The 21,255-nt window shown below is 59.0% G+C and carries 21 protein-coding genes; 15 read left to right on the plus strand and 6 right to left on the minus strand.

The features are described from left to right. The first annotated feature begins 19 nt into the window (after positions 1–19). From SIAM614_RS15290 to SIAM614_RS15305, 4 genes are all read left to right on the plus strand, one after another. Positions 20–769, plus strand: a complete 750-nt coding sequence (locus SIAM614_RS15290; RefSeq protein WP_006935770.1) for a F0F1 ATP synthase subunit A — start codon at positions 20–22, stop codon at positions 767–769. Positions 770–839: 70 nt separating this feature from the next. Beyond that, positions 840–1,064, plus strand: a complete 225-nt coding sequence (locus SIAM614_RS15295) for a F0F1 ATP synthase subunit C (RefSeq protein ID WP_006935776.1) — start codon at positions 840–842, stop codon at positions 1,062–1,064. A gap of 82 nt (positions 1,065–1,146) precedes the next feature. Further along, positions 1,147–1,707, plus strand: a complete 561-nt coding sequence (locus tag SIAM614_RS15300) for a F0F1 ATP synthase subunit B (protein WP_040440338.1) — start codon at positions 1,147–1,149, stop codon at positions 1,705–1,707. Between the two features lie 10 nt (positions 1,708–1,717). Next, positions 1,718–2,197, plus strand: coding sequence for a F0F1 ATP synthase subunit B family protein (locus tag SIAM614_RS15305; protein ID WP_006935780.1), 480 nt, complete (start codon positions 1,718–1,720; stop codon positions 2,195–2,197). 257 nt (positions 2,198–2,454) lie between these two features. On the opposite strand, the gene SIAM614_RS30610 is transcribed toward SIAM614_RS15305, so the two are convergent. The 4 genes from SIAM614_RS30610 to SIAM614_RS15325 form a co-directional block, all read right to left on the minus strand. After that, on the minus strand, positions 2,455–3,039 hold the full coding sequence (locus SIAM614_RS30610) for a GNAT family N-acetyltransferase (protein WP_157139880.1): 585 nt from the start codon (positions 3,037–3,039) through the stop codon (positions 2,455–2,457). Then, entirely contained in the window at positions 3,036–3,686 is a 651-nt protein-coding gene (locus tag SIAM614_RS15315; protein ID WP_040440339.1) for a ribonuclease HII, read from the minus strand. The genes SIAM614_RS30610 and SIAM614_RS15315 overlap by 4 nt, the downstream gene beginning before the upstream one ends. 45 nt (positions 3,687–3,731) lie before the next feature. Beyond that, positions 3,732–4,844 carry a PA0069 family radical SAM protein gene (locus tag SIAM614_RS15320; protein WP_050789407.1) on the minus strand — a complete coding sequence of 371 codons (1,113 nt, stop codon included), beginning with the start codon at positions 4,842–4,844 and terminating at the stop codon, positions 3,732–3,734. Positions 4,845–5,000: 156 nt separating this feature from the next. Continuing rightward, positions 5,001–5,741: a substrate-binding periplasmic protein gene (locus SIAM614_RS15325; RefSeq protein ID WP_157139881.1), complete on the minus strand. Its 741-nt coding sequence runs from the start codon at positions 5,739–5,741 to the stop codon at positions 5,001–5,003. 470 nt (positions 5,742–6,211) lie between these two features. Here SIAM614_RS15325 and SIAM614_RS15330 point away from each other — a divergent pair, with 470 nt between their 5' ends. Further along, positions 6,212–6,907, plus strand: a complete 696-nt coding sequence (locus SIAM614_RS15330; RefSeq protein ID WP_006935797.1) for a glycosyltransferase — start codon at positions 6,212–6,214, stop codon at positions 6,905–6,907. Between the two features lie 48 nt (positions 6,908–6,955). Here the strand turns inward: SIAM614_RS15330 and moaB are convergent, their stop codons facing one another. Beyond that, a complete protein-coding gene (gene moaB, locus SIAM614_RS15335; RefSeq protein ID WP_006935798.1) occupies positions 6,956–7,513 on the minus strand; it encodes a molybdenum cofactor biosynthesis protein B in 558 nt (185 codons plus the stop codon). Positions 7,514–7,700: 187 nt separating this feature from the next. On the opposite strand from moaB, the gene SIAM614_RS15340 reads away from it, so the two are divergent. The 7 genes from SIAM614_RS15340 to SIAM614_RS32020 all read left to right on the plus strand — a co-directional run bounded on the left by SIAM614_RS15340 (position 7,701) and on the right by SIAM614_RS32020 (position 15,620). Further along, positions 7,701–8,927 (plus strand): aminotransferase-like domain-containing protein, encoded by a 1,227-nt coding sequence (locus SIAM614_RS15340; RefSeq protein ID WP_006935799.1) that lies wholly within the window; start codon positions 7,701–7,703, stop codon positions 8,925–8,927. 27 nt (positions 8,928–8,954) lie between these two features. Continuing rightward, positions 8,955–9,611 (plus strand): ceramidase domain-containing protein, encoded by a 657-nt coding sequence (locus SIAM614_RS15345; RefSeq protein ID WP_324294000.1) that lies wholly within the window; start codon positions 8,955–8,957, stop codon positions 9,609–9,611. Between the two features lie 107 nt (positions 9,612–9,718). Continuing rightward, positions 9,719–12,013 (plus strand): NADP-dependent malic enzyme, encoded by a 2,295-nt coding sequence (locus SIAM614_RS15350; RefSeq protein WP_006935801.1) that lies wholly within the window; start codon positions 9,719–9,721, stop codon positions 12,011–12,013. A gap of 83 nt (positions 12,014–12,096) precedes the next feature. Continuing rightward, on the plus strand, positions 12,097–12,444 hold the full coding sequence (locus SIAM614_RS15355) for a chorismate mutase (RefSeq protein WP_006935802.1): 348 nt from the start codon (positions 12,097–12,099) through the stop codon (positions 12,442–12,444). A gap of 110 nt (positions 12,445–12,554) precedes the next feature. Further along, positions 12,555–13,640 (plus strand): PQQ-dependent sugar dehydrogenase, encoded by a 1,086-nt coding sequence (locus SIAM614_RS15360; protein WP_006935803.1) that lies wholly within the window; start codon positions 12,555–12,557, stop codon positions 13,638–13,640. Positions 13,641–13,973: 333 nt separating this feature from the next. Continuing rightward, a complete protein-coding gene (locus tag SIAM614_RS15365; protein WP_006935804.1) occupies positions 13,974–15,284 on the plus strand; it encodes a DEAD/DEAH box helicase in 1,311 nt (436 codons plus the stop codon). Positions 15,285–15,401: 117 nt separating this feature from the next. Then, positions 15,402–15,620 (plus strand): hypothetical protein, encoded by a 219-nt coding sequence (locus SIAM614_RS32020; RefSeq protein ID WP_157139882.1) that lies wholly within the window; start codon positions 15,402–15,404, stop codon positions 15,618–15,620. Positions 15,621–16,473: 853 nt separating this feature from the next. Here SIAM614_RS32020 and SIAM614_RS15375 read toward each other — a convergent pair. After that, positions 16,474–18,150 (minus strand): electron transfer flavoprotein-ubiquinone oxidoreductase, encoded by a 1,677-nt coding sequence (locus tag SIAM614_RS15375; protein WP_006935807.1) that lies wholly within the window; start codon positions 18,148–18,150, stop codon positions 16,474–16,476. A gap of 378 nt (positions 18,151–18,528) precedes the next feature. Here SIAM614_RS15375 and SIAM614_RS15380 point away from each other — a divergent pair, with 378 nt between their 5' ends. From SIAM614_RS15380 to SIAM614_RS15390, 3 genes are all read left to right on the plus strand, one after another. Beyond that, complete coding sequence (locus SIAM614_RS15380) at positions 18,529–19,491, plus strand: uracil-DNA glycosylase (RefSeq protein ID WP_006935808.1); 963 nt, start codon at positions 18,529–18,531, stop codon at positions 19,489–19,491. 152 nt (positions 19,492–19,643) lie between these two features. Continuing rightward, positions 19,644–20,246 (plus strand): PilZ domain-containing protein, encoded by a 603-nt coding sequence (locus SIAM614_RS15385; RefSeq protein ID WP_006935809.1) that lies wholly within the window; start codon positions 19,644–19,646, stop codon positions 20,244–20,246. Between the two features lie 118 nt (positions 20,247–20,364). Then, a complete protein-coding gene (locus tag SIAM614_RS15390) occupies positions 20,365–21,222 on the plus strand; it encodes a S49 family peptidase (protein WP_006935810.1) in 858 nt (285 codons plus the stop codon). Positions 21,223–21,255 lie beyond the last annotated feature (33 nt).

Raw genomic sequence — 21,255 nt, forward strand, 5'->3', positions numbered from 1 at the left:
GAACGAAGAAGGCTGGCCGGTGGCGAACGATCCGATCCATCAGTTCAATATCCAGACGCTATTCCCGATTGAAGTCGGGGGCATGGATTTCTCTTTCACCAACTCTTCGTTGTTCATGGTTTTGACCGTGGCGGCGACGTCTGCATTCCTGATTTTCTCGACCAGCGGCCGCGGACTTGTTCCGACCCGCCTGCAGTCGATTTCGGAAATGGCGTATGAGTTTGTAGCCGGAACACTACGAAGTTCAGCGGGAACGGAAGGGATGCGCTTCTTCCCTCTCGTGTTCTCTCTGTTCATGTTCGTTCTGGTCGCGAACCTTTTCGGGATGTTCCCGTACTTCTTTACCATCACCAGCCACATCATCGTGACCTTTGCCCTTGCGATGCTGGTGATCCTCACCGTGATCATTTACGGCTTCATGAAAAACGGCATGAAGTTCCTCAAGCTTTTCGTCCCGAGTGGCGTGCCTGGGGCACTGATTCCGCTCGTGACGCTGATCGAGGTGATTTCGTTCCTTTCACGTCCGATCAGCCTGTCCGTTCGTCTTTTCGCGAACATGCTTGCCGGTCACATCACGCTGAAAGTGTTCTCCGGATTCGTCGTCAGCCTTAGCGCGATGGGTGCGGTCGGTATCTTCGGATCCATTCTCCCTCTCGGAATGACGGTTGCCCTGACGGCTCTGGAATTCCTGGTCGCGTTCCTGCAGGCATACGTCTTCACCGTTCTGACCTGCATGTATCTGAACGACGCCATTCATCCTTCACACTGAGGGTAACCCAATCACACGGCCTTTGCGCCGCGAGTGAGCAATCTGCAAACACCATTTAGGAGCACGTGTCATGGAAGCAGAAGCAGCAAAATACATCGGTGCCGGTATCGCATGCCTGGGCATGGGCGGCGCAGGCATTGGCCTCGGCAACATTTTCGGTAACTACCTCGCAGGCGCTCTGCGCAACCCGTCCGCTGCTGATGGCCAGTTCGGCCGTCTGATCTTCGGCTTCGCCGTGACGGAAGCTCTGGGCATCTTCTCCCTGCTGGTGGCTCTGATCCTCCTGTTCGCTTAATCGCTAATTCTTTAGCGACGACCGATGCGACTCCGGTGGCGGCGCGCTCTAGCGCCGCCCAGCCGGATTTAGGAGACTGGAAATGGCAGGCCAAACTCACTCGACCACAGAAGGCATGCACGAAGCCATAGAAGTGCCGGCCGCAGAGCATGGCGCGGGTTTCCCGCCTTTTGACAGCACCACATTCGCCTCCCAGCTCTTGTGGCTCGCGATCACGTTCGGCGTGTTCTACTGGATCATGAAGAATGTGGCCGTTCCGCGGATCGCAGGTATTCTGGAAGACCGCAGGGACCGTATCGCCGGTGACATTTCCGAAGCCAACCGGCTGAAGGAAGAAACCGACGCTGCGATCGCAGCTTACGAGCAGGCGCTGGCCGAGGCCCGCAACAAGGCTCATGGCATTGCCCATGAAACGCGGACCAAGCTCAAGGCAGACCATGAAGCTCGCCGCGAAAAAGTGGAAGCCGAGCTGAACGGGAAGCTGAAAGAGGCTGAGGCACAGATCGCCGCAACCAAGACCGATGCCCTTTCTCAGATCGGGGATATTGCCGGAGAAACCGCTTCAGCGCTCGTCGAGCAGCTGATCGGCAAAGCTCCGACCAAGACCGACCTGACCAAGGCGCTCAAGTCGGCGATGAACTGAGGAGACCGTCATGGACGCTACATTTTGGGCCCTGATCGGTCTTATCCTGTTCTTCGTCGTAATTTTCTACGTCAAGGTTCCGGCCAAGATCAACGGTTCACTGGACGACCGCGCTGAAACGATCCGCAAGGAACTGGAAGACGCACGCAAGATGCGTGAAGAAGCCCAGGCTCTCTTGTCCGAGTATCAGCGCAAGCGTCACGAAGCCGAAGGCGAAGCGGAAGCCATCATTGCAGAAGCCAACTCGGAAGCCGAGCGCCTGACGCTTGAAACCAGCCAGGCTCTGGACGAAATGATTGCTCGCCGCACCAAGGCCGCGGAAGACAAGATTGCACAGGCCGAAAGCCAGGCAATCGCTGAAGTCCGCGCCAAGGCAGCCGATATCGCCGTTGCCGCGGCTGAGGAAATCCTTGCCGCCAAGGTGAAGGACAAAGTCGCCGACGACATCCTCACCAAGAGCATTGCGCAGGTGAAGGAGCGGCTGAACTAAGTTCGGTCCACTCTGCTGACGAATTGAAGAAGCGGCCTTTCGGGGCCGCTTTTTTGTTGCAGGCAACAAACTGCCCACACTCCGGAAGGATCGGCGACAAAGCGTTTCGATCCGTATTGGCTCGAAGCGGTCTGCGAACGAGCAAGAGAAAGTGTGAGCCTGATCGGCAGGCAGATGTGGGTTGCAGGCACAAGCTGTCCCGGCAATCGTGCTCGTGATTTGGGGGCGGTTGGCTTGCGGGCTGCGTCAGTCCGTTTTCAGTCTGTTTTCAGGCCGGCATCGGACAGGTCCCGTGTCATGATCAGGTTGGGGGCAGAGCCGCCTTCAAAGTCGAACGTCCAGCGGCCTTCTTCGATCAGTCCCTGGGCCTTGTAGAACCCGATGGCTTTCTCGTTCCCCTCGTAGACAGTCAGAAAAAACTTCGGCTGGCCCGCTTGCCGGACGAGGCGGCAGGCGGCTTCAAGAAGCTTGCAGCCCACCCCCATGCCCTGATGATGGCGCCGGACGTAAAGGGTCTCGATTTCAACCGTTCCCGATCCGGGTTGAACAGGTTTCGCCTCGAGGTCGAGTTGCAGATATCCGAGCAGGCCTGCGTCCGTGCGGCAAACGATCAGACGCTTGTCCGGGTCTTGCAGGACGCCTGCGAACGCTTGCGGTGAATAAGTCCGCAGAACGTGCCTGGCGTGGTTGTCGGGAATACCGTCCAGGGCGTAGGTATCCAGCCACACTTCGATGGAAAGCGCCGCCAAGGCGTCGAGATCCGCGGATGTGGCGTCGCGGAGTTCCGCGTTCGGAGGCAAACTGGGCTTTGGCGTGTCGGACCTTGGGCTGACCTTCCTCACGACCCGGCCGCCAGCCTGACCGGTTTGAAGCTCATGCGATGGTGAACCGTCGGGCCGTGGCGCTCCAGAGCCTGCTGATGCTGCGGCACGCCATATCCCTTGTGCTGGGCAAACCCGTAGTCCGGAAAACGGGCGTCCAGGTGAACCATCATCCGGTCCCTTGTGACCTTGGCGACGATAGAGGCTGCCGCCACGCACAGGCAGCGGCCGTCGCCCTTGATCAGTGCCTGGCCGGCCTGTTTCAGCCCCAGCGGCACGTCACGGCCATCCACCAGGACATAGTCTGGAACGAGGGGCAGGTGATTGACGGCCCGAACCATGGCCGACAGGGTCGCGGTGCGGATGTTTACCGCATCGATGGTTGCCGGTGACGCGCTGGCGAGCGAAACATGGGCCGACGCAACGATCTGTTCGAAGAGCTCTTCACGCCGGGCCTCGGTCAGCTTCTTTGAATCGTTGAGGCCATCGGGCAGCCGGTCGTAGTCAAGGATAACAGCTGCGGTTACGACAGGCCCGGCCCAGGGACCACGGCCCGCCTCATCGACGCCGCAAAGCCGCCCGTCGAACGCGGCAGCGTGTTTGCGTTCAACAGCAAGATCCGGGCTATCGGGAAAGGCAAGGTCAAAGAGGGAAGCACTGAACGTCATGACATGCACCCTGCCGCCGAACAGCCCGTTTCTCAAGATGTCGCGTCAAAAGAGATCCAATTGCACACCGCCTTTTTGCGGCTGGACGAAGGCTTCCGTATTGAGTTTCTTCCGCCGGAGATTGAGACCCAGCCGTTTCGCTGCGAGGGAGAAGCGTTTGGCAATCTGGTCGGCATAAGGGCCGCGTCCTCGCATGCGTTCGCCCCATTTGGCATCATAGTCCTTGCCGCCGCGCATGGACCGGATCAGGTTCATGACATGGCGATAGCGGTCCGGACGCTCGCGCAGCAGCCAGTCGCGAAACAGTTCCGACACTTCCAGCGGCAGCCGCAGCAGGATATAGGCAACCTCCGTTGCGCCATGTTCGGCCGCCGCTTCCAGCACGTTTTCAATCTCGCTGTCTGTCAGGGCAGGGATCACCGGTGCCATCATGACGGACGTCGGAATTCCGGCTTGCGACAGCGCCCGCACAGCCTCAAGCCGCTTGTGGGGCGCAGAGGCACGCGGCTCCATCGCGCGGCAGAGTTTCTTGTCGAGCGTCGTGACCGACAGGGCAACCTTCACTAGGTTTCGCTCCGCCAGCCTCGACAATATGTCGATATCGCGCGTCACCAGTGCCGACTTGGTGACGATGGCGACCGGGTGAGAGCAATTGTCCAGAACCTCCAGGATGTCGCGCATCAGCTTGTAGCCACGTTCCATCGGCTGGTAGGGATCCGTGTTGGTTCCAATGGCAATCACGCGCGGCTGGTAGCCGGGCCTGGAAAGTTCACGCTCCAGAAGTTGTGCGGCGTTGGGTTTGGCAAACAGCCTGGTTTCGAAATCCAGCCCCGGCGACAGCCCCATGAACGCGTGGCTTGGCCGGGCGAAACAGTAAATGCAGCCGTGCTCGCAGCCCCGGTAGGGATTGATAGAGCGGTCGAAGGAAATATCAGGCGATTCGTTTCGGGTAATGATCGTCCGCGCACGCTCCTCCTGCACCTGGGTTTTGAGCGGGGGCAGGTCTTCAAGGCTTTCCCAGCCATCATCGAAACATTCCCGTGACAGCTTTTCGAACCGGCCGGAGGCATTGAGCGCAGCCGCGCGTCCCCGCCGCCTGTGCTCTGCGACGGAGCGGACATCGGGCAGGGGACCTGTTGCATCGGCTGCAAGGGAAATCTCATCGGGAGGGCTGACGGGCACGCGCTAAGGTCCAGGTTACGGGTTGGAACATAACAGGAACATTATCACGGTGCCAGCGCGATGCAAGGTGGCGTTTTCGTCCGGTGCGGTCCGGGCTTCAAAAGATGGTGGACTGTCGGGCTGCCCAGAAGCTCACGAGCCGCCACGGTGATCGCCGCCCGGGCGGCGGCCAAGGTATTTCACCAGAATTGCGTCCAGCGTGCCATCTGTCTGCATTTCGCGAATGGTGGCCTCATAACGCTCTGGCAGAGTTTCAATCTCCGGAAAGGTCGAGGCTTTGGCAAAGACGTTGTAATAGGGCTTGGTGATGAGCGGCAGAGGCAAGGTGGCCAGTTGGGTCAGACGCCCAGCCTTCTTTTCCTCGTAGAGCGTGCTGATCGTGTTCATCGGAACCGCATCAACACGTTTGGCCAGAAGCATGCCGATCTGCAGTTTGTTGCTGGCGATTGTCTGAAAATTGAGACCTGACGAGAGAAACTCCGGCGTATAGGAAAAGTCCTGGGTGATGCCGATCTGCAGCCCCTTCAGATCGTTGTAGTTCTCAAAATGTATCGATCCGGCATCTTCTGCACGGATGAAAAAGCTCCAGCTTATGTCGATGTAACTTTCCTGCGGATAGACGAGATACTCCATCCTGTCCTGCTTCTTGGAAAACAGGAGCAGCATATCCGCACGCCCGGCACGCGCTTCCTGTTGAATGCGCGTTCCGGAGTCGACAAACGCCAGCGAGTAGGAAAGCCCGAGGCGGCGCATGACCTCATCGAGAACCTCCACGTCGATGCCTTTGGAGACCCCGTTTTCGACGAACTTGTAAGGCTCTTCAGGCGTTGCCAGCACCACGAGATCGCGGGCCGATACCGTCGCGGCCTGCAAAGCCAGCGCCAGAACAAATCCGGCGAATCCCGCAAGAACTCGACTCGAGAGCCATGCCAGGCGATTTCGGCCGGAGGTTGGCTGTTGATCAGGTGTCGTCATAGCGCCTGTTGCTTGTGTCGTGATCGGGCAGAGGGCCTTCAGCTTTGGCATGCTCTCTTAAAATACCATGAAATCCAGCCCTGTCTTTCGCCGGAACGGGCTAAATTTTCAAAACCCGGCAAATGGATAGCGCGTACTGGCAGGGCGAAGCAACTTTTCGAAGCGGACTGATCTACTCGGCACAGGTACTGGTGCAGCATTCACAGGGTCTTTTATTTCCCTGCGACCAAAGTAGACATTACCTCGTTCGATATTGGGTGACGCTACGGGGCCGATTATTGAACTTTGTTAAGAAACGGAACAAAAAACAGCGCCTGCTTCGTTAGTTGCGCTCGCACTTTGAAAAAAATCATGTAAGACTTGAGATCATGATTAGCGTGATTATTGCGACACGAAATTCCGAAACTGAACTCGTTCACGCGCTTTCGGCCTTGGTGCCGGCGGCCGCTGAAGGCGTTGTCCGTGAAGTCATCGTGGTCGATGGCGGATCGTCGGATAACACCGAGAAAGTTGCCGACGCGGCCGGATGTGTCTGGATCAATCGCAGCGGTGCCTCCCGCAGCGAGCGCCTGGCCTATGGCGCCTCAATGGCAAGTCGGGGAGACTGGCTGCTGTTTCTGCGCCCCGAAACGCTTCTGGAAAGCGGCTGGCATCACGAAGCCCAGGCCTTTGTCGAGCGGGCGGCCCGTGCGCCAAATGGGCCGCGGACAGCAGCCAGCTTCCGCCTTCGGTATGAAGCCTTCGGGCTCAGCGCACGGTTGAGCGAGTCCTTCGCGGCCTTGCGGTCGCAACTCCTTGGCATGCCCTACGGCAACCAGGGCCTGCTTATTTCCCGGCAATTTTATCAGAAGCTCGGCGGCCATCGGCCGTTGCCCGAATTGGAAGATCTCGATATCGCCAAGCGGATCGGGCGCGGGCGGATGGTGTTCCTGCGGGCCGCTGCCGTTTCTTCCGGAGCGCCTGAGCGCGAAGGGCTTGTGTCACGGTTTCGTCAGGCCTTCGCACGCTTCTGCGTCGGCACCTTGCGCATTCCGGCAAGCGTTGCTGTCAAGCTGCACGGCTAACACCGGCGTGATGTCCGCTCGGGCGAGTTTTTCGCCCTTCTGCGGGCATCACGCTTCTCGCAGCTTGCCGCGCTTCAGGTGCTCGTCAAGCCGGGGCATGATTTCAACGAAATTGCAGGGCATGTGACGATAGTCCAGCTGCCATTTCAGGATACCGTCCCAGGCATCCTTGCAAGCGCCGGGTGAGCCTGGCAGCACGAAGATATACGTCGCCCCGGCGACGCCGCCGGTCGCGCGGGACTGGATCGTCGAGGTACCGATCTTGTCGTAGGAGATCCGGTGAAAGACCTCGGAAAAGCCGTCCATGCGCTTTTCGAACAGCGGCTCCATGGCTTCCGGCGTCACGTCCCGCCCGGTAAAGCCGGTACCACCGGTCGAGACGATCACATCCACGCCCTTGTCCGCGATCCAGTTTTTGACGACGGCCTGAATAGCCGGAACGTCATCAGTGACGATCTGCCTGTCAGCGAGCACATGCCCCGCCTTTTCGATCCGGTCTGCCAGCGTGTTGCCGGACCGGTCTTCCTCCAGCTTGCGCGTGTCGGAAACCGTCAGAACGGCAATGTTGAGCGGAATGAACGGGCGGCTTTCATCGAGACGGGACATGGCGAACTCCTTTGCTCTCCAGACATAGGCGATAGCCGAACCGGGTTCCAGAGGCAGCGAGCAATCTGTCGCGGCAAATGTGATTTGAAATAAAATTACAAAAAATAACAAGATTGAGACACTTGCAATACAGTTAGGTCAGTATTATTGACTTAAATAACCAATCCAAAAATGTAACGAGCCAACAATGACAACCTGGGAAAGCCTCTACGCCCGACGCGCCAGCCGCATGCGCGCCTCGGAAATCCGTGAACTCCTGAAACTGCTGGACCGGCCGGACGTGATCAACTTTGCCGGTGGTATTCCCGACCAGGCGCTGTTTCCGGCCGAAGCCTTCAAGGAGGCCTATCAGGAAATTCTGGCAGGTGACGGTGCGGGCCGCGCCCTGCAATACGGCATGAGCGAGGGCAGCGCTCGCCTGCGCAACTGGATCGTCAGCCACATGCGCGGCCTCGGGGTCGAGTGTGGGCCGGAGAACATTCTGGTTACGTCAGGCTCTCAGCAGGGGCTGGATTATATTGGCAAACTGTTCCTGACCGAAGGCGACACAGCGCTGGTGCAATGGCCGACCTATCTGGGCGCGCTGCAGGCCTTCAATGCCTATGAACCCGGCTATGACCGGCTTGACCCGGGCGTCAATCGCCCGGCGGAAGATTTTGCGGCGGCGGCACGCGAAAGGGGAGGGCGGATCAAATTCGCGTATCTGTCTCCGGACTTTGCCAACCCGACCGGCCTGACGGTGGATTTGGCCGGGCGAAAACGCCTTCTGACGCTGGCCGGGGAACTCTCCTGCGCGGTCATCGAGGATTCACCCTATGAGTCGCTGCGCTACGACGGTGAAGCGCTGCCGCCAATGCTGGCGCTTGATTGCGAAGCGTCGGGGGGCATCAACAACGCCCGCACACTGTACTGTGGCAGCTTTTCCAAGTCGCTCTCGCCGGGCTTGCGCCTCGGCTGGATCTGTGCGGCGGCTGATGTCATTTCCAGGCTGGTGCTGATCAAGCAGGCGAGCGACCTCAACTCGCCGGTGCTCAACCAGGAAGCCATGGCCCGGGTTGCGGAAAATGTCTTTGAGGCGCACACGGCCAAGACCAATGCGGTCTACAAGGCCCGCCGCGATGCAATGCTGGCCGCGCTGGAGCAGCACATGCCGGCGGGCGTCAGCTGGACCCGGCCGGAAGGGGGCATGTTCATCTGGATGACGCTGCCCGAAGGGCTGGATGCCGCCGCGTTGCTGGAGACCTCCATCGAAACGGTGCGGGTCGCCTTCGTGCCGGGCCGCGCCTTCCATCCGGACGGGACCGGCGCAAATACCCTGCGGCTCAGCTTCTCCTGCAACGACTATCATAAAATCGAAGAAGGTATTTCAAGGCTTGGCCGCTTGATTAGGGAAACTGTCACGTCCAAGTTGTAAGTCCTTCGAGGGAAGAAGCAGGGGTGGGTGTTGGAGCCGATGGCGCTGACCGACAGGCTGGACAATTATTGTGAGCGGATTGGGCCGGAATTCTGGTCCGAGCCGTTCAACGCGCTCACCAACGCGGCTTTCCTGATTGCAGCCGTCGCCGGCTATATGCTCTGGCGACGCAGGACGCCGGACGATTTCCTTGCGCTCGTCCTGATCGGCATCGTGTTCGTGACCGGTGTCGGGTCGTTCCTGTTCCACACGTTTGCGACACGATGGGCGAGCCTTGCGGATGTCATCCCGATCGCGCTGTTCATCCATGTCTATCTCTATGCGGCGCTGAACCGGTTTGTGGGACTGCCCTGGTGGGCCGCGCTCGGCGTCGTGATCGCGTTTTTTGCGGCAACCCCCTTCGCCGGGCAGGCCGTTGCGCCGCTGGTCGGCTCGTCTGCAGGTTACGTGCCTGCGCTTGTAGCGATATTCGTTGTCGGGGGGCTGTTTGTTGTCAGGAATGCCCCTCTCGGGCGCGAGGTGCTGCTGACCGGTGTCATCTTTGCCGTGTCGCTGACATTCCGGACGCTGGATGGTCCGATTTGCGACCGGCTTGCAATCGGCACGCATTTCCTGTGGCATATCCTGAACGGGCTCGTGCTGTTCTTGCTATTACGGGTTCTCATCAGGCAACGTGCCGGTTAAATCACACAGAGTATTCACGAAATTGCAGATCATCGTCGCGGACAGACCGGACGGCTTTGCGACACAACAAAATGACCTAAGGGAAGAGGCAGGAGACAGGGACCGTCATGAGCGACAGCAACAAGACCGGAAGTGATCTGACAGAAGCGGCCCTGTACTATCACGAGCATCCGCGCCCCGGTAAACTGGAGATCCAGGCGATCAAGCCGCTGGGCAACCAGCGCGACCTTGCCCTGGCCTATTCACCCGGTGTCGCCGCGCCGTGTCTTGCGATTGCCGAAAACCCGGCGCTCGCCGCCAATTACACCTCGCGCGGCAATCTGGTTGCCGTCATCTCCAACGGCACGGCGGTGCTCGGCCTCGGCAACATTGGTCCGCTGGCGTCCAAGCCGGTCATGGAAGGCAAGGCGGTTCTCTTCAAGAAATTTGCCGGTATCGATGTTTTCGATATCGAGGTGGCGCAGACCGATGTTGAAAAATTCGTCGATGCGGTAGCGGTTCTGGAGCCGACCTTCGGCGGCATCAACCTGGAAGATATCAAGGCACCCGAATGCTTCATGATTGAATCGAAGCTCCGGGAACGAATGAATATTCCGGTCTTCCATGACGATCAGCACGGCACGGCGATCATCGTCGGGGCCGCTGTGCGCAACGGTCTGGACCTTGCCGGCAAGAAGATCGAGGAAGCCAAGATCGTTGCCTCCGGCGCGGGCGCGGCAGCGCTTGCCTGTCTCAACATGCTGGTCTCGCTCGGCGCTAAGCGGGAAAACATCTGGGTCACCGACATTGAAGGCGTCGTCTATGAAGGCCGTGAGGCCTTGATGGACGAGTGGAAGGCGGTCTTTGCCCAGAAGACGGATCTCAGGTCGCTCGATCAGGTGATCGACGGCGCCGATGTTTTCCTGGGACTGTCCGCTGCCGGTGTCCTGAAGCCGAGCATGGTGGAGAAGATGGGCAAGGGCCCACTGATCCTGGCGCTGGCCAACCCCAATCCGGAAATCATGCCGGAAGACGCCAAGGCCGCCCGTGATGACGTCGTCATGTGTACCGGCCGGTCCGACTATCCGAACCAGGTCAACAACGTCCTGTGTTTCCCTTACATTTTCCGGGGCGCGCTCGATGTCGGCGCGACCACCATCAATGAGGAAATGAAGCGGGCCGCCGTCGAGGCGATTGCGGGCCTTGCTCGCGAGGAACCGTCCGACGTGGCGGCACGCGCTTATGGCGGCAAGACCGAAACCTTCGGTCCGAACTACCTGATCCCGTCGCCCTTCGACCAGCGCCTGATCCTGCGCATTGCACCGGCCGTTGCCAAGGCCGCCATGGCAACCGGCGTCGCCACGCGTCCGATCGAGGATTTCACCGCGTATCTGGACCGCCTCAACCGGTTCGTCTTCCGGTCCGGCCTGATCATGAAGCCGATCATCCAGAACGCCAGCAAGGATCCGAAGCGGATCATCTATGCGGAAGGCGAAGACGAGCGTGTCCTGCGGGCCGCCCAGGTTCTGATCGAGGACAATATCGCCAAGCCGATCCTGGTTGGCCGTCCGGATGTGTTGCAGCAGCGCTGCGAACGCTTCGGCCTTCGCATCCGCCCGGATGTCGATTTCGAATTCGTCAACCCGCAGGACGATCCGCGCTACCGCGACTATGTCGATGAATATTTCGACTGCGTCGGACGCAAGGGCATGCCACCCAATGCGGCGCGGACGGTCGTTCGAACCAACACCACCGTGATTTCGGCACTTGCGGTGCGCCGCGGCGATGCCGATGCGGTCATCTGTGGCCTCGAGGGACGGTTTATCCGGCATCTGCGCGACATCAGGCAGGTCATTGGCGTCTGCGAATCCGCCAGGGATCTGTCGGCCATGTCGCTGCTGATCAACTCGCAAGGGGCAATCTTCCTGTCGGACACATTCGTCACGGAAGACCCGACAGCGGAAGAGATCTCCGAGATGGCAATCCTCGCCGCCGAGGAAATTCGGCGCTTCGGCATCGAACCGAAAATCGCCCTGCTGTCGCTGTCCAACTTCGGATCCCGCGACACGGCATCCTCACGCAAGATGCGTGAAGCACTGGAAATGATCTGGCAGCGCTATCCGGAGCTGGAAGTCGATGGCGAAATGCACGGCGACAGCGCCCTCAGCGTCGAACTGCGTGAGCGAGTGATGCCGGGCAGCAAGCTGAAGGGGGAGGCCAACCTGTTGCTGTTCCCGAACCTGGATGCGGCCAACATTGCCCATAACTTGTTGAAGGTTTCGACACAGGCGCTTCATGTCGGCCCCATCCTTCTGGGCACCGCCAAGCCTGCACATATCCTGACCCCGTCGGTGACCTCCCGCGGTGTCGTGAACATGTCGGCGCTTGCCAGCGTAGAGGCGCAGACCCGGTCTGCCGGTTAATCCCGGCTTGAAGGAACGCTTACTTCTGATCAAGGCGGACCGGCACTGTCGGTCCGCCTTTCCATTTTGGAAAACAGACGACAATGACCCGATTGAAACAGCCCGCCGACTGCGTCAGCAAGACGGACATCCGGTCCGCCATCGATGCGCTTGACGAGGAACTCCTGCAGCTCTTCGCCCGCCGTCAGGGATATGTCCGGCGCATGGCGGAACTGAAACAGCATCCGGATGAGGCCTTTGACCACGAGCGGATTGAAACCATGGTCGCAGCCCTGAAGGACCGGGCCGAGGAACTGGGCCTGGAAGGCGCGCAGGCAGAGGCGGTCTGGCGGACGTTGATCGACTGGAACGTTGCCTTTGAAAAGCGCGCGATCGCCGCTCGGCTCGAGGCATTGCGAGACAGGCCGTCGAAACCGGGGGCAGATTTTTAGCACCTTGCCGGGTTTTCCGGACGGATCAATCGCCTACCTACTAGTGGAAATGGATCGTCCGTGGAGCCCTCATGACACTGAAATTGCCTATTCTTCCGGGTGTGGCCGCAATGGCCGCTGCGCTTGTTTTGCCGCTCGCCCCTGCCGCACTGGCACAATCCACCGTTCAGCTCGAAACCGTCGGCGCCGGCCTGTCCTATCCCTGGGGCGTCGCCTTCCTGCCGAACGAAGGCTATCTGGTGACGGAGCGGGACGGTGCGGTGAAGCATATTGATCCATCCGGCAGGCAAAGCGAAGTTGACGGCGCGCCGGAAGTGTTTGCACAAGGGCAGGGGGGCTTGCTGGATATTGCGCTCAGCCCTGATTTTTCCTCCGACCGGACGGTGTTCCTGACCTATTCTCAAGGCTCCCCTGCTGGCGCCGGCACGTCTCTGTTTCGGGCAAGGCTGGCCAATGGCTTTGAAGGCGGCTTTGTACTGGAAGACGGGCAGACCATATTCTCCGGCAACAACAAGTCCTATGGTGGCCGCCACTTCGGATCGCGCCTTGCCTTTGCGCCCGATGGCACCTTGTTCATGACAGTCGGCGAACGCGGAGACGGCGAGCGCGCGCAGGACACGTCGGACCACGCCGGGTCGGTGCTGCGCCTTACCCGGGACGGGCAACCTGCGCCGGACAATCCCTTTGTCGGGCGAGGCGACGCCAAACCGGAAATCTGGTCCTACGGTCATCGAAACCCGCAAGGGGCTGCGATCCACCCTGAAACCGGAGTTCTCTGGACGGTTGAACACGGTGCCCGCGGCGGCGACGAAATCAACATTCCCGAAGCTGGAAAGAACTATGGCTGGCCGGTGATTTCATACGGCCGTCATTACTCGGGGTCCAAGATCGGTGAAGGCACTTCGAAAGACGGCATGGAACAGCCGATCCACTATTGGGACCCGTCCATTGCCCCGTCCGGCATGGCATTTGTGACCAGCGATCTCTATCCGGAATGGAAGGGCGATATCCTGGTCGGAGCTCTGGCCGGGCAGCATCTCGCCCGTGTTGACTTGGAGGATGGCAGGGTCGTTGGCGAGGAAAAACTGCTGACGGATCTGGGTGAGCGGATCCGCGACGTCCGTCAGGGTCCTGACGGCTACATCTACGTCCTGACCGACAGCGATGATGGCCGCTTGCTCCGCCTGAAGCCGTGAGAGCAGCCGAACTTTTTGAGCTATAAGCGCTTTTCTGGCTTCTTTGCTTGACATTGCGGCCTTTCCCGCCGATATACCGCAGTGCAACCGCTGCCGCGTGAGCAGAGAGTGCGCCCCGCACAGGAACACATTCCTGGCGGGCAGCCGCAAGAGGGTTGCCACTTCAAGAACCCAATGAGGGGTTCAACCAGTTCCCATTTCACGCGAGGGTCTGGCGGTAAAGAGACCGAGCAGCGATGGCTGCCGGCTGTACCGCACTCCAACTTCGAGCCGCACTGTCATCGACGTGCGGTTGAACAAGCGTTTGTTTTCGCTTGAACCAAGGATTTTATATTGACCGACTTTCAAAGCCTGGGACTCTCCAACGGCCTCGTAACTGCCGTTTCCGAGAATGGCTATGACACTCCGACGCCGATCCAGCAGAAGGCCATTCCGTTAATTCTGGAAGGCCGGGACCTGATGGGTCTGGCGCAGACCGGCACGGGCAAAACGGCGGCTTTCGGCCTGCCGCTGATCGACCGGCTGCAGGCGGAGAAGAAGAAAGCTGTCCCGAAGGGGACACGGGCGCTGATTCTGGCGCCGACCCGCGAACTGGTGAACCAGATCGCCAAGAACCTGATTTCTTTTCTGAAACACACCCCGCTGCGGGTTTCCTCCGTCGTGGGTGGTGTCTCCATCAACGGTCAGATCAAGCGCCTCTCCAAGGGGACCGACATTCTGGTGGCAACGCCAGGCCGGTTGCTCGATCTGGTCGACCGCGAAGCGATCGATCTGCGCACGGCCTCCTATCTGGTCCTCGACGAAGCCGACCAGATGCTTGATCTCGGCTTCATCCACGCCCTGCGCCGGATTGCAGGCCTGGTGGCCGACAAGCGCCAGACGTTGCTGTTCTCTGCCACCATGCCGAAACAGATCAACGAACTGGCACAGTCCTATCTGCGCAATCCGGAGCGGGTTGAAGTCGCCCCGGCCGGCAAGACCGCCGACAAGGTCACTCAGTCGGTTCATTTCATGGACAAGAACTCGAAAGGCGATTTTCTCGTCGATCAGCTTCGCGACAAGCCGGACGGGCTTTCGCTGGTGTTCTGCCGCACCAAGCATGGTGCCGAGCGGCTGATGCGCAAGCTGTCGCATTCTGGCATTTCCGCTGGCTCGATCCACGGAAACAAGAGCCAGAACCAGCGCGACCGGGCAATCAAGGAACTGCGGGAAGGCACCATCAACGTGCTTGTGGCAACGGATGTTGCGGCCCGCGGTATCGACATTCCGGGTGTCAGCCACGTCTATAACTTCGAGCTGCCGGAAGTGGCCGAAGCCTACGTCCACCGGATCGGTCGTACGGCCCGCGCCGGTGCGGAAGGCGAGGCAATTGCCCTTTGTGCTCCGGAAGAAATCGGCCTTTTCCGTCAGATTGAAAAGCTGATCGGCATCGAGATTACGGTGGCAGGCGGCGAAATTCCGCCAATGTCCGCAGCATCCGGTCGCGCCAAGCGCGGCGGAAGCAACAACCGGAACGGTAGCGGCAAGCCGGCCAGCAAGAAACCGTTCCGCAAGCAGTCGTCTTCCGGTGCGAATGACAACGCCTCCGAAAGCCGCCGTCCTCCGCGCCGCCGCCGTCAGAACACGCGCAGAGACGCTGCCTGACGCTGTCAGGTTCACGTCGCAGTTATGTGAACTTGGAAAGAAGTTGCACCGGGAAGTGGCCTTCCCGGTGCCGAACCTTGTGGTCGATGGGATTCAGAACTGCTTTGACAGCACTGAATGAATTTGGTGGATGATCCGCAAGATCATAACCAGTACCGCCGCGGCCTGGCCAAGCCCCCGCTTACCTCCTGTCCACAAGGTATCCAGCCACTTGCGCAGCTCGATCTCTATAATCAGTCGGGAAAACCGCGTGAAATACGCGAAGAACTTGCTGGAAGTCACCAAGACCTTGGTGAACTGCTACAAATTTGCCCCGTTGAAGTAAAAGTAAATTAACAATCACGAGACCGCAATCACAACCGGTTCTGTGCGCCTTGCCGTGTGGACAAATTATTTTATTAATAAATACAGATGTTTAGAGAGATTGTCGCGCATTAGACTTTAGTTTGAGTGACAACCTCTGGTCGAGACTGCTGTCGGTCGTTGCAAAGAAGTGCTTAGATTTCAAAGAATTGGCGATTTCATTTTCTTTATCTATCATTGTATAGAAAAAATTTATGGAGCCCGTTTGAGCGGGGCGACTGACTATCGCCTTGTTTGCAAATGATAAAATCGGCCGTCGTTGTCTCGGCAAATATTGCGATGCGATCGACGTTTTTCAGGCCGATTGCACGAACGCTCGGCCCAGATCTTTCGATTCGATCCTTTCGATCGATTTTTGACCAAATGGTATAGTTTTGCCTTTTGGAGTCATAACAAGTTTTTATTCGTCCTATAATTCGTTTGACCTTGCCGTAGGGTGAGTTTATCCCGACGCCATCAAGGTTTTGGTTAACGAATGTAAGTGAATCGAAACCCGAAAAAATCCAGATCTTCTCTGGGATAAAGTGCACGCTGGCTCCATCGGGACCAACGACCCCATAAAGAATAGCCCGTATTTAATACGGGTACGAACTTGTGGCGCGGGAAAAGCGCGGCAGCAAGCTGAGCGGCATGACTGCTCGGTCCCGTTACCGTGTTTGACAACCGCAACAGGCTGGACCCCCACAAATGCCAGCCTGATAACGACCCATCGGCCGCAAGACTGCAGCACCGGAAAGGTCTCCTTTCCGGTGCTGTTCCTTTTTTCAGGAACGAAAAAAAGCCACGAGTTTCCCCGTGGCTTTCAAGGATTGAAGGTCCGCCGAACTTACATGTTCGGATAGTTCGGGCCGCCGGAGCCTTCCGGAACCGTCCAGGTGATGTTGCCGTTCGGATCCTTGATGTCGCAGGTCTTGCAGTGGACGCAGTTCTGCGAATTGATCTGGAACCGCGGCGCATCCTCACCTTCCTCGATCCACTCATAGACGCCCGCCGGGCAGTAACGGCTCGATGGGCCGGCAAAGACGTCGTGTTCAGAACGCTTCTGCAGCGATTCGTCCTTCACCTTCAGATGGATCGGCTGATCCTCTTCGTGGTTGGTGTTGGACAGGAATACGGATGTCAGCTTGTCGAAGGACACGACGCCATCCGGCTTCGGATAGTCGATCTTCTTGCAGTCCTTGGCCGGCTTCAACGTGTCGGCGTCCTTCTTGCCGTGTTTCATCGTGCCGAAGAAGGAGAAGCCGAACAGCTCGTTGGTCCACATGTCGAGGCCGCCGAGCGCGACGCCGATTGCGGTGCCGAACTTGGACCACAGCGGCTTGGCATTGCGCACGCGCCACAGATCCTTGCCGATCGGACTTTCGCGCCAGGCAGTGTCGTAGTTGTTCAGTTCGTTGTGTGCCTCACCGCGGCCGATGGCCGCCATGACTTCCTCAGCCGCCAGCATGCCGGACAACATCGCGTTATGAGAGCCCTTGATGCGCGGCACGTTGACGAAGCCTGCCGAACAGCCCATCAGCAGGCCGCCCGGGAAGGAGAGCTTCGGAACGGACTGGAAGCCGCCTTCGGTAATGGCGCGGGCACCATAGGAAATGCGCTTGCCGCCTTCAAAGGTGTCGCGGATGGCCGGATGGGTCTTGAACCGCTGGAATTCCTCGAAAGGGGACAGCCAGGGGTTCTCGTAGTTGAGGTGAACGACGAAGCCGACTGCCACCTGATTGTCTTCCAGGTGGTAGAGAAACGAACCGCCGCCCGTCTTGCCGTCCAGCGGCCAGCCGAAAGAATGCTGCACAAGGCCGAGCCGGTGTTTTTCCGGGTCGATCTGCCACAATTCCTTGATGCCTATGCCGAACTTCGGCACGTCGCTGTTCTTGTCGAGATCGAATTTCTCGATGAGCTCCTTGGCCAGGGAGCCGCGGGCACCTTCGCCGATCAATGTGTACTTGCCGCGCAACTCCATGCCACGGGTGAACATGGCGTTGGGCTTGCCGTCCCGGCCGATACCCATGTCGCCCGTCGCAACCCCAACCACGTTGCCGTTGTCGTCATAGAGGATTTCGGCAGCAGCAAAGCCCGGGTAGATTTCAACACCGAGGGCTTCGGCCTTCTCGGTGAGCCAGCGGCAGACGTTGCCAAGCGAGACGATATAGTTGCCGTGGTTGTTCATGAGTTTCGGCATGAACATGTTCGGCAGGCGCATGGAGCCAGCCGGCCCCAGAATGAGGAAATGGTCGTCGGTGACCGCCGTCTTGATCGGCGTGTCTTCTTCGCGCCATTCCGGAAGCAGCTTGTCGAGAGCGATCGGGTCGATCACGGCACCGGAGAGAATATGCGCGCCGACTTCAGACCCTTTTTCCAATACGACGACGCTCAGCTCTTCGCCCTTGTCATTGGCGATCTGTTTCAGCCGGATCGCGGCTGCCAGGCCCGCAGGCCCGGCGCCGACGATAACGACATCCACATCCATGCTCTCGCGTTCGCCAAGCGCTTCTTGTTCGCTCATCTTTTTCTCCCTCCGCCCAAAGGGCAACTTCTGCGCCGCAAGGTGCTCAATTCAGTGAGCCAGTGTCTCGATAACGGCTGATATCCAACTGTCAGAGCAACTTAACCGCGTTCGTTCGCAACCAGCGCTCCTTAGCCCTTACCGCCTATTTGCCTTATTTTGCAGCGCAAAACACGACATTTTTCATAGGCAATTACGAAATCAGGCCGCTGATCGTCCTATTGGCCCCAGATAGACCAAAGCACGTGCGGGGCGTCAAGTGTCAACTTGACGCTTACGTAAACGTAATTAGAAAGTGTTTCGACCTTTGATCGCATGTGCACAGGCTTTGGAAAACCGACCGGATTGAGCGTGCCCTTCCGTTGCACGCTTGTAGAAATGACCGGGGTCGTTAAACTCCGCGCCGGAGGCAGCCACTTGCAACAGATCCCGAACGACCCGAGACATCTCGAAGCCCTGCTGGATTTCTACGCGGGGGCGGGAGTCGATTGTTTTCTGCAGGACGATCCCGTCGATTGGGTGGCGCTCACGCGTGCACAGGCCGCGCAACGGGCGCAGGCCGGTTCGCAGGTGGCAAGCTCCGCGCAGCCGCAGCAGCCCCGGCAACAGACCCCCGCAAGCAACTTTCAGGGTCAGGCGACAGCCCCGCCGGTTCCGGCAGCCCCTATTGCAGCTCAGATCGGCGCGGTGCCACCTGCGTCCATGGGCCAGTCACCGGTTTTGCCCGACAGGGAGATCATCGCCGCGGCCAGGGATCTGGCGGCGTCTGCCCCGACCCTCGATGAACTGCGCAATTGCCTCAGCGCCTTCGAAGGCTGCAACTTGAAACTGACTGCCAAGAAGCTTGTTTTTGCCGATGGCAATCCTGAGGCGAAGCTCATGTTCGTCGGCGAGGCGCCTGGACGTGACGAGGACCTGCAGGGCCTGCCTTTTGTCGGACGTTCCGGACAGTTGCTGGACAGGATGCTGGCGGCCATCGGTCTGGATCGCTCCTCGGCCTATATCGCCAACGTGGTGCCCTGGCGGCCGCCGGGCAACCGGACGCCGACCCCGCAGGAAACCGAAATCTGCAAGCCGTTCATCTTGCGACAGATCGAGCTGGTCAATCCGGATGTACTCGTCTTTCTCGGCGCGGCGTCCGCCAAGACCCTGCTCGGCGTTCAGGACGGCATTCGCAAGATGCGTGGGCGCTGGATGACCTATCCCTGCAAGGGGCGGGAGATCTCGGCAATCGCCACCTATCACCCGGCCTACCTCCTACGCAGCCCTCTCGAAAAACGCCTGTCCTGGCGGGACTTTCTGGCGATCAAGCAGAAGCTTGGTGAAAAGGCAGCCGATTGATCCGCCTGCAGTTCGGTGCAGAACGACCGTGCTGAAAAAGCCGTGAGGGCCCATCTTTCCGCGGGCTAAAGTGACCTTTCGTCAAATAGGGATCGGTCTGCAGATTTTGGGCTGGGATATGTTATCCTGCATGCAGTCTGAACAATCTGGTCATGACGATGGATGCAGACAAATGCATTTTGGCGCTTGTCGTCGACTTGGCGGACATGTCCTGTTTCGAAGCGACCGCCTATGATCTCACGGAGAAGGGCTGCTGGATCGCGTCCGACAAGGTTGACCTCCTGAAAGAGGAGGTCGGATTGCGTCTGGCCGGCTTCGACAAGCTGGTGCGCGGGACGGTGATTGCCTACGGCGACCAGCAAGCCCAGATTTCCTTTCAAATCGAGCATCAGGAACAAGGGGATAAGCGCGGTGAGATCCGGCGTCAGGTCTGGATCACGGCCATCGTCTGCGGAAAGACCAATCCGGTGACGATGAAATGCCGCATCGTCGATGCCAGCAGGTCCGGCTGCCGGCTGGAGGGCGACAGGCTGGACCGTCTCCCCGATGATATCGAAGTCTCCATTCCCGGTCTTGATCTGCCCATCAGCGCAAGAATTGTCTGGCGCAAGAACAACGAGGCCGGCATCAAGCTCAACTGGCCGTTCGAACCGGCGCCGAAACCCAAACCGGAAGACGTACTGGAGCGCATGAAGGAAGAAGACGCAAAGCCGAAGCGCAAGGCGAAAAAGAAGATCAGCGCGTTCGGCGGTTGACCAGGCTTTCGCGAGATAAAAGCCTGCGACTCGGTTTTGACGGCCGAGAGCCTTTGCAAGCGGACCTCGCGTACATATATCGGGAAGAGATTGTGAACTCTTTCAGGGCCTATTACGCGTGATTTCATCCCTTCGCCGTTTTCTTCCCAAACGCTTTCGAAACGACAAGCCTGTTATCCCGGTCGTGCGCCTCAGCGGCGCAATTGGCGGTGGTGGCCCGTTCCGGTCTGGTCTGTCCCTGGCGACCGCGTCCATCCCCCTGGAAAAAGCCTTCTCGATGAAGAAAGCGCCGGCGGTGGCTCTGGTCATCAATTCGCCGGGTGGTTCACCTGTCCAGTCGCGGCTCATCTTCAAGCGGATACGCGACCTGGCAAAGGAAAATGAGAAGGATGTTCTGGTCTTCGTCGAGGATGTGGCAGCCAGCGGCGGCTACATGATTGCGCTCGCAGGCGACGAGATCTTTGTGGACCCGTCCTCCATCGTCGGCTCTATCGGCGTGGTTGCGGCAGGGTTCGGCTTTACCGAGATGATCAAGAAGATCGGTGTCGACCGGCGCGTCTATACCGCCGGTGAAAAGAAGGTGACGCTCGATCCCTTCCAGCCTGAAGTGCCGGAAGACATCGAATACATCAAAAGCCTGCAGCTTGAGATCCACGAGACCTTCATCGACATGGTGAAATCGCGCCGAGGCGATGTGCTGTCCAACGATCCCGATCTTTTTTCGGGCAAGTTCTGGACCGGCCGCACCGGTGTTGAACTGGGGCTGGTCGATGCCATCGGCGACCTGCGGGGTGTGATCAAGGAACGGTTTGGTGACAAGGCCGAGCCGAAACTTATTTCCGCACCCCGAGGGCTTCTTGGCCGCAAGGCCGGAGTTGGGGTCGGCCTTGGCAAGGGCCGGTTGCTGGAGGGCATCGGGGACGAACTGATCTCCTCCGTTGAAGAGCGGGCAATGTGGATGCGTTACGGCCTTTAAAAAGGCACAATGCCTGTGTGAAAATCGGGTGAG

It is taken from the genome of Roseibium aggregatum IAM 12614, assembly GCF_000168975.1.
Classification (GTDB): Bacteria; Pseudomonadota; Alphaproteobacteria; order Rhizobiales; family Stappiaceae; genus Roseibium; species Roseibium aggregatum.

Excerpts from the sequence above, each read along its gene's own strand:
- SIAM614_RS15295 (WP_006935776.1), top strand. The coding sequence starts at position 840 with ATGGAAGCAGAAGCAGCAAAATACATCGGTGCCGGTATCGCATGCCTG.
- SIAM614_RS15300 (WP_040440338.1), top strand. The coding sequence starts at position 1,147 with ATGGCAGGCCAAACTCACTCGACCACAGAAGGCATGCACGAAGCCATA.
- SIAM614_RS15305 (WP_006935780.1), top strand. The coding sequence starts at position 1,718 with ATGGACGCTACATTTTGGGCCCTGATCGGTCTTATCCTGTTCTTCGTC.
- SIAM614_RS15315 (WP_040440339.1), bottom strand. The coding sequence starts at position 3,686 with ATGACGTTCAGTGCTTCCCTCTTTGACCTTGCCTTTCCCGATAGCCCG.
- SIAM614_RS15330 (WP_006935797.1), top strand. The coding sequence starts at position 6,212 with ATGATTAGCGTGATTATTGCGACACGAAATTCCGAAACTGAACTCGTT.
- moaB (WP_006935798.1), bottom strand. The coding sequence starts at position 7,513 with ATGTCCCGTCTCGATGAAAGCCGCCCGTTCATTCCGCTCAACATTGCC.
- SIAM614_RS15340 (WP_006935799.1), top strand. The coding sequence starts at position 7,701 with ATGACAACCTGGGAAAGCCTCTACGCCCGACGCGCCAGCCGCATGCGC.
- SIAM614_RS15350 (WP_006935801.1), top strand. The coding sequence starts at position 9,719 with ATGAGCGACAGCAACAAGACCGGAAGTGATCTGACAGAAGCGGCCCTG.
- SIAM614_RS15355 (WP_006935802.1), top strand. The coding sequence starts at position 12,097 with ATGACCCGATTGAAACAGCCCGCCGACTGCGTCAGCAAGACGGACATC.
- SIAM614_RS15360 (WP_006935803.1), top strand. The coding sequence starts at position 12,555 with ATGGCCGCTGCGCTTGTTTTGCCGCTCGCCCCTGCCGCACTGGCACAA.
- SIAM614_RS32020 (WP_157139882.1), top strand. The coding sequence starts at position 15,402 with ATGAATTTGGTGGATGATCCGCAAGATCATAACCAGTACCGCCGCGGC.
- SIAM614_RS15375 (WP_006935807.1), bottom strand. The coding sequence starts at position 18,150 with ATGAGCGAACAAGAAGCGCTTGGCGAACGCGAGAGCATGGATGTGGAT.
- SIAM614_RS15380 (WP_006935808.1), top strand. The coding sequence starts at position 18,529 with ATGACCGGGGTCGTTAAACTCCGCGCCGGAGGCAGCCACTTGCAACAG.
- SIAM614_RS15385 (WP_006935809.1), top strand. The coding sequence starts at position 19,644 with ATGACGATGGATGCAGACAAATGCATTTTGGCGCTTGTCGTCGACTTG.